This is a genomic window from Chitinophaga nivalis (assembly GCF_025989125.1).
Taxonomy (GTDB): Bacteria; Bacteroidota; Bacteroidia; order Chitinophagales; family Chitinophagaceae; genus Chitinophaga; species Chitinophaga nivalis.
The window spans coordinates 4,275,772-4,287,697 of the sequence record NZ_JAPDNR010000001.1 but is presented as its reverse complement, the minus strand read 5'-3'; the positions used below and the strand labels follow the sequence as shown (position 1 = coordinate 4,287,697).

The following is an 11,926-nucleotide window of genomic DNA, read 5'->3' as shown; positions in this document are numbered from 1 at the left end:
ATGACAAAAAATCAGGGAGTTAATCAGTGGGGAGTTATCCTATAAAAAATAACCAAACAAACTGGTATTGGAGGGTATCGTTTTATTATTATTGCTGCATCCGATATTCATTGGGAGTAATACCAACCCGTTGCTTAAACAAACGGGTAAAGTGCGCCGGATATTTAAACCCTAATTCACCAGCCACCTGGCTAACAGATTTATCCAGATCAAATATTCTTTCCTTCGCGATGTTGATAATCTTGGTTTGGATATACTCTTGTGCCGTCTTTCCGGTTTCCTTCTTCACCAGATCGCCAAAATAATTGGCGGACAGGTTCAACTCACCCGCACAATAAGCAACTGACGGCAATCCCAGATGCTGGGACTTATCAGATTCAAAATAATCATTCAACAGCTGTTCAAACCGTTCCAGTACTCCTTTATATACGTGTTCCCTGGTAATGAACTGCCGGTCATAGAATCTTACACAGTAATCCAGCAATAATTCAATGTTGGAGGCAATCAGTTTTTTACTGTGCTTATCAATCGCATGTTGTAGTTCATAGTTGATTTTCGAAAAACAGTCCATCACGATCTGCCGCTCCCGCTCAGATAAATGCAGTGCCTCGCGCGTATCATAAGTAAAGAAGGTATAATCATTGATCCTTCGTCCGAGCGATGTACCAGGTATTAAATCCGGATGGAATACCAATGCATACCCTTTAGGCTGATACATCTCCCCATTGCTGTTTACCCCTGCTACCTGTCCCGGCGCCAAAAACACGAGCGTACCTTCCTGGTAGTCGTATGTATTACGGCCATAGGTAATATCACCGCATTTCACTTCTTTCAGAAAGATGGTATAAAATCCAAAATACATGCGGGCACCGCTCCTGGGATGCGCCTTCGACAGATCCACTACGCTGACCAGCGGATGCAGCGTTTCATTATTATTAAAAGCATTATAATCGCTAACTGTGTTGAATTTCAGCATATTATCCATAAAACAACCCCTGGTATTTTCCTGTTAAAATTACGGAATAATCAGGTCGGCTACTGCATGATTCCCGCTCTTCGGTAATAATGGTAATAAGACCCGTAATTGATATAAGCATGAACCCGAAAATGTGCATCACCTTTGTAAAGACAAATCAAACGACGTTCAAGATTGATTTTGGTACTTATCAGAGCCGGTCATTATAAGGAACGTCATCGACCATCTAAATAATTAAAGCAAGCATATGGGAATAGTAAAAAACCTCACCGTATTGTTTTTTGTGATACTGTCTTTACAGGTGACAGCCCAGGAGGCTCCTGTTTTCCCGAAAGGGGAAATGGCCACGAATACAGACAATTTCACCGGAACGATCTGGCTGAATGAGTTCGTGAAGGCTGATAGCAGTTTCGATTTTAACATAACAGGCGCCACATACAAACAGGCCTCCATACTGGATTGGCATATGCATCCCGGTGGACAAATACTGCTTATCACAGCAGGCAGCGGGTATTATCAGGAGAAAGGCAAGCCGGTGCAAATCGTGCATAAAGGGGATGTTATAAAATGTACACCGGGGGTGGAACACTGGCACGGCGCTACACAGAACAGCGACTTTGCGTATGTGGCCATATCTCCGGCACAAAAAGGAAAAACAATTTGGTCCGGGAAGGTTAGCCGGGAAGCATATAACCAGATAAATCATTCCGATCAGCATCCTAAAAATGACGTGCAGGAAATCATCCGTCTTTCTACAACAAAATGGCACTGGATGGCAGATCGCCAGATTGATTCCCTGGATGCGCTGTTCCATGAAAAAGCAGTTTTCGTTCACATGGGAGGAACCATGACCCGAATGCAGGAACTACAGGTCATTAAAACAGGATCCATCCAGTATAAGCAGGCAGATATTCAGGAAACTACGGTACAACTGATCGGTAATACGGCTATTCTGCTGAGTAAAATACGACTGCTGGCTGTTGTCGGCGGCCATGAAGTCACCAATCCGTTTGTGGTAACGGAAGTGTATATAAAGGAGGAAAATGGCTGGTCGTTAGGCTCCCTGTCTTTTACCCGGCTGTTAACTAAATAATGACGCTGTTTTGTTGTATACTTTTCATACCGGTTAAAATATCGTTTATGCTTATCCGTAGGGTATCAGGGAATATATATTTTGCATTGTTGATGGCCCCTGTATTCATGGGTGGCTGCGCTGTCAGCAAGTCGGGCGCCGATACAGGAAGATTAGTACTGCGGCAACAAGGCAGTTTTGCAATAGGCGGCACTGTTGTAATCAATCCCGGGGCTTTTGATCCGATCAAAGATGGCGCTTACAATCCGGTTAATCCCAGCACTGCAGGTCAAACACTTCATGTAGATCACGCCTATGTTTTTTATCAGATACCGGAGTATCCAAGAAAACTGCCCCTGGTATGCTGGCACGGACATGGACAGTCCACGAAAACATGGGAAACAACACCGGATGGCCGGGAAGGATTTCAGACCATCTTCCTGCGGCGAAGATTCCCGGTATACCTGATCGATCAACCCAGACGGGGGCATGGCGGGAAAAGCCCTCAGCCCATTCACCTTATCCCCACCGCGGACGATCAACTATGGTTTGGGATATTTCGTTTAGGCGTATGGCCAGACTTTTATTCTGGCGTTCAGTTCTCCAAAGATCCGGAAGCATTGAATCAATTTTTCCGGCAAACGACGCCCAACATCGGCCCTTATAATCCGGAAGTAAATATGGATGCTGTATCTGCGCTGTTCAATAAGATTGGCGACGGCATTCTGGTAACCCACTCGCAAAGCGGAGGGCTGGGTTGGCGTACAGCGCTGAAAAATCCGCATATCAAGGCCATTGTTTCTTATGAACCAGGCGGTGACTTTATATTTCCGGAAGGAGAAGCGCCAGACTCCATCCTATTAGGCGGGCGTATTATCAGGCCGGCTACTGTTACGCTACAAGAGTTTCAGGCACTCACCAGGATTCCCATCGTCATTTATTACGGTGACAATATCCCTGATAGTCCGAGTACGAATCCCGGACAGGAACAATGGCGGGTATTTCTGGCCGTTGCCCGAAGATGGCGGGATGTAGTGAATAGGTACGGTGGCGATGTTACGCTGGTTCATTTACCGGAAATTGGGATTCATGGCAACACCCATTTTCCTTTTTCGGACCTAAACAATATGCAGATTGCCGATCACCTATCGGCATTTTTACGGCAGAAAGGACTTGATTAAACGGTTATTCATAAAAACGATTGTCGCAATCATCATCAATAAAAGTAGTAGCATGGCTGCGTAGCATCCATTTATTGAAATAAAAGCGAGTAAATGAAACTATTCAAAAATATTATTCCGGGAGCATGGTTCATGGCGTTTGCATGCATATGCGGAACCGCGAAGGCTCAACAACAAAACGATACAGACAAAGTACTTACAGCCAGGCAGGAAAGCATCATTCCTATCGCGGCATATGCCGCAACCGGCAACCAGGCATACCTGAGCCAGGCGCTGAACAACGGATTAGATGTGGGATTGCCTGTCAATGATATCAAGGAAATACTAGTGCAGTTGTATGCCTATGCAGGGTTTCCCCGAAGCCTGAACGCCATCGGCACATTGGAGAAAGTTGTGAACGACAGACAACACAGCGGAATAAATGATGCAGCAGGGAATACACCTGCAGCTACCAGGTTCATCCCGTCAAAGTTTGCATTTGGAAAAAAAGTACAGACGAAGTTAACCGGTACAACGAACATCGGCGCCCCTCAAAAGTATGTTCCTGTTATAGATACTTTTTTAAAGGAGCACTTGTTTGCGGATATTTTCGGTAGAGACAACCTGGATTATCAGCACCGCGAGATAGCCACTATTTCGGCCCTGGCCAGTATGGATGGTACGGCGGCACAGCTACGGTCTCATCTGCAGGTAGGCAGGAATGTTGGATTGTCGGAACAACAGCTGCGGCGTGTGGCATTCCTGATATCCACCAAAGTGGGATGGCGGGAAGGCAGTACTGTGACAAGCATACTACCTGAGCTATTCAACACAACAACTGCTGATATCATAAAAACAAAAAATGGTATGACTATGGAAAAGGTAACATTTCCCCAGCAAAATATTACTGTTGCCGGCCATCTGTTTCTCCCTAAGCAATTCGACCGGCATAAACGGTACCCGGCTATACTGGTAGGACACCCGGCCGGTGGTGTGAAGGAACAAACAGCAGGATTGTATGCAGAGAAACTTGCGGAGCAGGGATACATTACCCTGGCATTTGACGCGTCCTATCAGGGAGAAAGCGGCGGAGAACCCCGATTCCTGGAAGACCCGGCAGTGCGTACAGAAGACTACCGCGCAGCTACTGATTATCTGAGCAACCATCCATCGGTTGATCCGGACCGCATCGGTGTGCTGGGAATCTGTGCAGGTGGCGGTTTTGCTATCAAAGCGGCGCAAACGGAACACCGGTTAAAAGCCGTGGCTACTGTCAGCATGGTAGATCTGGGCCAGCTTCGACGTGAGGGACTGAAAGGCATGTTAAAACCACAGCTGCAACAACGCCTCGATGAAGTGGGTAAACAGCGGACACGGGAAGCGCAGGGAGCACCAATAAAGTACGTGAATTATGTATTTAACTCCCGTGAAGAAATTCCGGCTGGCGCAACCGGCATGTACCAGGAAGGGTATGACTACTACCGGACACCCCGGGGACAGCATCCCAATTCGCAGAATAAGTATGTATTCACCAGCCTGGATAAGCTAATGGCCTTTACAGCGCTGGACCATGTAGCCATGATCTCCCCCCGCCCCCTCCTGCTGATTATCGGTCAGGAAGCCGACTCCCGTTATTTCAGCGACGATGCTTTTGCCAGGGCTGCTGCACCCAAAGAGTTGTTTGAAGTTCCCGGCGCATCCCATATCGATATGTACGACAGGCCGGAATATGTACCGCAGGCAGTGAAAAAACTGTCTGATTTTTTTGGTCAGTATCTTAAATAATTCCCGTATGAATCGATGTGCTACTGCAGTAATGTTACTGTTAATGATCGTTATGTATGCATGTGGTGATGAGGAGAAGCCGCCAAAAGTAGTGCAGGAGCAGCTTCCGGATACCATGTTCCCTCATGATAAAACAATTATCAATGGCAATTTTACCGGTACTGCATGGCTACAAATGCTGGTACCTTTTGATACGGTTTATAACACTTCCATAGGGAATGTTACTTTTCATCCCGGCGCCAGGAGCCACTGGCATTTCCATCCCGGAGGCCAGATACTGCTGATAACCCACGGTGAGGGATACTATCAGGAAAAGGGAGCAACCAGGCGGGTTATACGTGCCGGGGATGTAATAAAATGTCCACCCCATGTTATTCACTGGCATGGCGCCAGCAATGACAGTACCCTTACCCATGTTGCGATCGGCCCCAATACGCAGCGAGGGCCTGTTGTATGGCTACAACCCGTGACAGATGAGGAGTACAACAGCAGTTCCCGGTAATGATCCGGGTATTATCTACTCCAATATATAACGTTCCACATGCAAAGTTTCCCTGCTATAAATCGTTAACAGCTGATCTTTCCGGTACACATTCAAAGGCTAACTTCATCAAAGGGCCTTAAACAGGCCCTTTGATGTCTGTCATTCAATTAACGGCTCTACAACTTTAATTTCAGGCCGCCATTGACCACGAAACCGTCCAGCGGCGCGTAAATATCCCTGAAAACGGGATGCGTTACGGTACCGGTATAGATACTATCGAAACGGGTTTGCCGGGTATCCAGGTAATTTTCAAAGTTCACAAACAGGGAGAATTTCTCCCATAGCTTTTCTGCCATGAATCCGCATATCCAGTAGGGCTTGCCGGTGGTACCATCTGTCAGCAGCTGTTTGCTGTAATAATAAGCCTCCAGCCCGATTTTCCACTTGTCTTCTTTTTCATACATCAGCACATTGTTCAGGCGGTGACGGGCCGTGAGCGGATTTTCACGGATGCTACCATTGTCGTTCAGGCGGGCATCCGTAAAGGTATAACCGATGAATAGCTTAAAGTCGCCATAGCCGAACTTGACATTGGTTTCCCAACCTTTGGTATCGATGAACCCATCTACGTTGACCAATTGGTATAGATTACCAGGAGCGCTTTTAAGCAATAACGGATGATTGATACGGGTATAGAAAAACAGCTGATTGATGCTGAAACTTACCTTATCGTCAAACAATGCCGTTTTGTAGTTCAGATCAGCGTTGATACCGTAGGAGCGCTCCAGTTTATTGATATCGGCGTGGATGGGTAATACGGCCCTGTATTGCAGGCGTTCTGTTTCTTCGGTGAATATTGTAGGCGTTTTATATCCTAATCCACCCCCTATACGGGACGATAGTGCCGGCGAAAGCTTAAACAGGGCAGCCACGCGGGGAAGCACTACCAGGCCATAATCAATGACATAGTCGCCCCGAAGGCCGCTTTCCAGCTGTAACCAGTCGGTAGTCCTCCAGGTATTTTGTACAAAGGCGCCTACGGTGTTTTGATCGTAATTGCGTTTGGACAGGTTTTCCGTTGGCTGTTCCCGGAAGTTATCCGTGTAAACATTGACGCCGGCTATCCAGTCCATCTTTTCCCGCTGCCGGTTATAGGTAGCTTCCGTATAAGAAGACCACTGCTGCCCGTCAAACACATAACCGGGCATGGAGAGGGTCCGTTTAAAACGGTTAACGGAATTTTTAACGGTCAGGCTATTCCCTTCACTGAATGTATGATCAAATGAAAACTGGGTGGAAAAACGGTTGCTGTTGTTTTTCTCATAGTAGCTATGGATATTGTCGCCGCTGCCTTTGATATATAGCAGATCGCCACCCGTCCTGTCTTCCGTCGTGAAGTTGACGCCCAGGTTCATCCGGGTTTTCGGGCTGAAATAAACAAACAACTTCGGGTTGAATACATATCGTTCAAATTTCGGGATGGCCGTAAATCCCGTGTTGGAAGGATCATAGGGTTTGTTGCTATTCCGGGAAGCAAAAACGGTGAGCCCCACCTTGTTGAACCGCTGGCCATAAAATCCGTTGAGGTCCAACCCGCCGGCGGAAGTACCATTAATCAGCAGGCGAAGTTCCCGTTCTGTTTCCGGCACCTTGGATATCAGGTTCACCAGACCGGCAATAGCGCCGCCACCATACAAGGTGGAAGCGGCTCCTTTGATGACTTCCACCTGTTTCAAATCAAGTGGCGGTGTTTGCAGCAAGCCTAAACCACCGGAAAAACCAGCATAGAGGGGAAATCCATCTTTCAGGAGCTGCGTATAACGACCGTCCAGACCTTGTATGCGGATACTGGAATTGGCCGACGTAGCTGAAGTCTGCTGCGTTTGAATACCGGTGCTTTCGTTGAGCATCATGCGAATGTCACCCGGCTTCATGTTGCCTTTTTCTTCCAGTTCTTCTCCGGCAATAAACTCAACCCGGGTAGGTATGTCCTGGATACTACGATTGCTGCGGGTGGAAGAGATGACCACCTCCTCCATTTCTTCCCCGGCGTGTTCCAGGTAGATAGTAACCGTATCCGTTGTCAGCGGGAAAGAAAAGGTATCAGATTTTTCCTGATACCCAACATAGCTGCAGGTAATCACCTGCCGTCCATTGGGAATGCCGCTGATGGTAACCATGCCAAAATGGTTTGCTTTCGCACCTTTGTTGGTACCGGTGAGTACAGCCGTGGCGCCGACCAGGACTTCCTTGCTGTCTGCGTCTTTTATAAATGCGGTGAATGTGTTTTGCGCCAGGCACAGTTGGGCAACGCACAGTAATAATATCGTGCTGGGTGTTTTAAACATTTGGTGTTGGGTATAAATCAAATAATAGCAACGTACACCACGCGGAAAGCATGGTACATCGAAAAACAGGAAGCATTCAGCATAGTTGAGGAGGCTGCCAGATGGATGCCGCAAATTCGGGAAGGGGTTGCGCGGCATGATCGTAGTAGGTATTCCTGGGCAGCGGTACGCCCTCCGGCACCGATTTAGTGATGTCTGGTACCACTACCCCATGACAGGTATTGCAGGAGAAAAAGGGGCTGCAGGGTAGTTCTGGTTTGTTGTGGTCATCATGATCCTGGTGCTCCTGGCCGCAGCCGATCAGCACTGCCTGCTCCTCACAACAATAATCATCTCCACAGCACGGAATGGCGGAGAGTGTGAGTACATACAAGGAGAGGATAATGACCAACCACTTCATAGCAGCAAATATAGGGGTGATTTGCTTGCTACGCAATCGTATTCCTGATTTTCATCTACACACAATAGCTACAATCAGCCATGATAGCATATCCGGCTAACAGAAAAGTCATTTTAACATGACCAGCATCCGCCAAAATCGTATCTTAACAAAAAAAACTGCACCCATAATTTGTAAGCCATGAGCGTACCTGTATTTCCTAAAAAAATGAATGATGCCGTGATCATTAGTCCATTACAGCATCTCAACGCTGAAAAGGGAGAACTGGAAAACTTCAAAGTACCTAAAGGGGTGATCGTATGTTATGAAGAATACATACTGGCGCACATCAGCGAGTTTTACCACGTCACCAAAAAGCGGTTCTGGACCTGCGATATCTATTATTTCGAGGATACTTCCGGCGAGGTGGCCATCGTGGGAAATTTCGGAATTGGGGGGCCGGCAAGCACCCACCTGCTGGAAGTACTGATTGCAGCAGGCGTAACAAAGTTTGTGATGCTCGGGCATGCCGGCGGCCTGCAAAAGTTCAATGAAATCGGGAAGATCATCCTATGTGAAAAAGCCGTCAGGGATGAAGGCCTTTCCTATCACTATCTGGAAGCCAGTGATTATGCCTATTCATCCGTTGCGTTGACCCATCAACTAAAAGCGGCATTGGAAACGGCACATGCGAACTTCCGTATCGGCAGTACCTGGACGATAGATACCATGTACAGAGAAACGATCAGTGAGATCAGACACTACGAACAAGCAGGTATTGATACCGTGGAAATGGAAGCTGCTTCTATGTTTGCGGTAGCTACTTTCAGAAAGGTAGATATGGCCGCCATGTTCGTGATCAGCGATCATGTCACCTTTGAAGAATGGGACCAGCACCTGAATGCGGCGGATACCCAACAGGCAATTTTACAGACCGTGAGGATGGCAAAAGATGTGCTGGCGGGATAATCTTTCCGGAGCTATCTCAACTACTTTATTGTTGCTGCTGCTATAATAAAAAAAGGTGTCTCAAAATAATTCCTGAGACACCTGCTGCTTTACCTTTCAGGTAAACAATACGCATGCGATTACCTGCTTAACCACAAATCTCCTGACATCTGACATTGCAATATTCAGTGTTATGGGTGCTATGAGTGCATCCATTCATACAGAAGTCAAAACACAGGGAGCTCTTTACGCCACTCGCTCCACCTGTAATCGTTTTCATTGCATTTCTTTTCAAACATTTACCTGCTAATTTCTTTTTCATAACATGTTTTTAAAGTTAAACAAAGCAGGAAAATACATGATGTCACTGCGATAAAAAATGTAGTTCCGCAGTATGTATGCTTTTCAGAGAAACAGCAGCCTGTTGCTCTCCACCCGTTACTTGCTACGTTTGCGCGTAATACGGGATGGCTCCCATCTTACCTCCGGGAACTATTCTTGTACCAGCTTTTTAAGCCACCAGGAAATGTAATAAAAGAAGGTGCCTCAAAATGAGACACCTTTTCCTACCTTTCAGGTATAAATTTCTCAGATGACTACGCTCTTAACCACAAATATCCTGGCAAGCTATCCTGCAGTAACCAGCACTATGTGTGTTAGTGCATCCATCCATACAGAAGTCAAAACACTGGGAGCGCTTTACGCCGCTCGCACCACCTGTAATCGCCTTCATTGCATTTCTTTTCAAACATTTACCTGTTAATTTCTTTTTCATAACATGCTTTTAAAGTTAAACAAAGAAGAAATATACATCATGTCACTGCGGTAAAAAATGTAATCCGTATCTCAGGAAAAAGTTTCAACTTTGCAAATCATATCACTTTATGGCAAAAGGAACCGTGTCTCTCGAACAGTTCTACCAGGATAAATATGGCGGCCTGCCCGAAGATTTACAAAAAAACATCGGACAGTTTAATGTTTTCAGGATTGAAGACCGGTTGCGTACCGGCACCACCTCGCCCACTTTTATCCGTAGAGACTTCTTCAAGATTATGCTTTTTCAGGGAGATAATATTTTCCATTACGGTAACACCAGTATTCCCATCAGCGGGCATACGCTCCTATTCTTTAATCCCCGGACACCCTACACCTATGAGCCATTGACGGCTGATACCAGCGGCTATTTCTGTGTATTCAAAGATGAGTTTTTCAAAGAGAACCTACGGCTGAATCTAAGCCAGCTGCCTTTGTTCACGGCGGGCGCACAGCCTGTGTTTAGCCTGGATGACGCCAACACCAATGAATTGAAAAGCATTTTTGAAAAAATGCTCAGAGAATTTGATACAGACTATCTCTATAAATATGAACTCATCCGGAACTACGTCAGCGAACTAATCTATTTAGCGATGAAATTCCAGCCTGTCAGCAGCTCCTTTGAACACCCCAATGCGGCAGCCCGGGTGACAGCTGTTTTTACAGAATTGCTGGAGCGGCAGTTCCCGATTGACTCAACCTCGCAGCGTTTTGAACTGCGCTCTCCCAAAGCCTTTGCGGAAAGGCTCTCCATCCATGTCAACTACCTTAACCGCGCCATCAGGCAAACAACGGGGCACACAACCACTGAGCTTATCTTTGCGCGTATTACAGCAGAAGCCAAAGCATTGCTACGGCATACGAACTGGAACATTGCCGAGATCGGCTATGTACTGGGATTCGAAGATCAGGCTCACTTCCATCACTTTTTCAAGAAGCAGACCACCCTCAGTCCTTCTGATTTCAGACAGGTTTGAATTTGACAAACAATGGTTTGTTTACCACAAAAACGGAAGTCGTCCTTCCGGTAATTTTGTGCTAAAACAACATATGAGTCAATCAAAAGTCTGGTACATCACGGGCGCATCTAAGGGAATGGGATTATCGCTTGTAAAAGCACTATTGGCAAAAGGCGACCGCGTGGCCGCTACATCGCGCGCCATTACTACATTTGAAGCATTTAACGCGGCAGGCGACAACTTCTTGCCATTGGAAGTTGACCTGAAAAGTGAGACATCTATCGCAGCCTCCATACAGCAAACCATGGCGCAATTCGGCCGGTTGGACGTAGTAGTAAACAATGCCGGTTATGGATTAGGTGGCGCACTGGAAGAACTCACCCCGGCGGAAATCGATGATAACTTTCAGGTTAATTTTTTTGCGGTCATTCGTGTGATTCAGCAGGCAATGCCTTATCTGAGGCAACAACGCTCCGGCCATATCATCAATATCTCCTCGATTGCAGGCTTTGCACCTGGTACCGGCTGGTCGGTATACAGCGCTGCAAAATTTGCCGTGAGTGGTCTTAGCAACGCTTTGGTCAATGATCTGTCACCGCTGGGCATCCACGTAACCAATGTGATGCCCGGTGCATTCAGAACCAGTTTTGCCCAGGCAGATGTTATTGCCTACAACAAGCATCAGATAGCAGACTATGCCCATTTACGGGAATCCCATCACAAACTGAATAGCATGAACGGCACACAACCAGGCGATCCGGATAAGCTGGCAGATATATTCCTGCAGCTGGTAGCCAGCCCCCACCCTCCTGCTGACTTGTTTCTGGGTAGTGATGCCTTCCTTCGTGCAAAAAATAAAATAGCCCAATTGCAGGAGCAAATGGAGGATTGGAGGGAGGTGTCGTTTTCAACGGATTATGTTAGATAAGATGCCATATTAGTCTGACACGGTTACTATGGTATAAAAAATAAAGCCCCACGCTGTGCGTGGGGCTTCTAAAA

The 11,926-nt window shown here is 46.7% G+C and carries 10 protein-coding genes; 7 read left to right on the top strand and 3 right to left on the bottom strand.

Translation table 11 applies throughout. From position 1 onward, the window contains the following. Positions 1-88: 88 nt before the first annotated feature. Positions 89-985 carry a helix-turn-helix domain-containing protein gene (locus OL444_RS17035; RefSeq protein WP_264731257.1) on the bottom strand — a complete coding sequence of 299 codons (897 nt, stop codon included), beginning with the start codon at positions 983-985 and terminating at the stop codon, positions 89-91. Between the two features lie 238 nt (positions 986-1,223). On the opposite strand from OL444_RS17035, the gene OL444_RS17030 reads away from it, so the two are divergent. The 4 genes from OL444_RS17030 to OL444_RS17015 all read left to right on the top strand — a co-directional run bounded on the left by OL444_RS17030 (position 1,224) and on the right by OL444_RS17015 (position 5,495). Then, positions 1,224-2,069 (top strand): DUF4440 domain-containing protein, encoded by an 846-nt coding sequence (locus OL444_RS17030; protein WP_264731259.1) that lies wholly within the window; start codon positions 1,224-1,226, stop codon positions 2,067-2,069. 92 nt (positions 2,070-2,161) lie between these two features. Continuing rightward, positions 2,162-3,229 carry an alpha/beta hydrolase gene (locus OL444_RS17025; RefSeq protein ID WP_264752026.1) on the top strand — a complete coding sequence of 356 codons (1,068 nt, stop codon included), beginning with the start codon at positions 2,162-2,164 and terminating at the stop codon, positions 3,227-3,229. Positions 3,230-3,322: 93 nt separating this feature from the next. Next, complete coding sequence (locus OL444_RS17020; RefSeq protein ID WP_264731263.1) at positions 3,323-4,993, top strand: alpha/beta fold hydrolase; 1,671 nt, start codon at positions 3,323-3,325, stop codon at positions 4,991-4,993. 7 nt (positions 4,994-5,000) lie between these two features. Further along, positions 5,001-5,495: a cupin domain-containing protein gene (locus tag OL444_RS17015; RefSeq protein ID WP_264731264.1), complete on the top strand. Its 495-nt coding sequence runs from the start codon at positions 5,001-5,003 to the stop codon at positions 5,493-5,495. Between the two features lie 158 nt (positions 5,496-5,653). On the opposite strand, the gene OL444_RS17010 is transcribed toward OL444_RS17015, so the two are convergent. Further along, the gene (locus tag OL444_RS17010; RefSeq protein ID WP_264731266.1) at positions 5,654-7,825 is read right to left on the bottom strand and encodes a TonB-dependent receptor; all 2,172 of its coding nucleotides are present in this window, start codon (positions 7,823-7,825) and stop codon (positions 5,654-5,656) included. A gap of 76 nt (positions 7,826-7,901) precedes the next feature. Further along, on the bottom strand, positions 7,902-8,225 hold the full coding sequence (locus tag OL444_RS17005) for a DUF6660 family protein (protein ID WP_264731268.1): 324 nt from the start codon (positions 8,223-8,225) through the stop codon (positions 7,902-7,904). Between the two features lie 180 nt (positions 8,226-8,405). Here OL444_RS17005 and OL444_RS17000 point away from each other — a divergent pair, with 180 nt between their 5' ends. The 3 genes from OL444_RS17000 (at position 8,406) to OL444_RS16990 (ending at position 11,852) form a co-directional block, all read left to right on the top strand. Next, positions 8,406-9,173 (top strand): nucleoside phosphorylase, encoded by a 768-nt coding sequence (locus tag OL444_RS17000; RefSeq protein WP_264731270.1) that lies wholly within the window; start codon positions 8,406-8,408, stop codon positions 9,171-9,173. A gap of 863 nt (positions 9,174-10,036) precedes the next feature. Continuing rightward, positions 10,037-10,942: a helix-turn-helix domain-containing protein gene (locus OL444_RS16995; RefSeq protein WP_264731272.1), complete on the top strand. Its 906-nt coding sequence runs from the start codon at positions 10,037-10,039 to the stop codon at positions 10,940-10,942. A gap of 73 nt (positions 10,943-11,015) precedes the next feature. Then, positions 11,016-11,852 (top strand): SDR family oxidoreductase, encoded by an 837-nt coding sequence (locus OL444_RS16990; protein ID WP_264731274.1) that lies wholly within the window; start codon positions 11,016-11,018, stop codon positions 11,850-11,852. Positions 11,853-11,926: the final 74 nt, after the last annotated feature.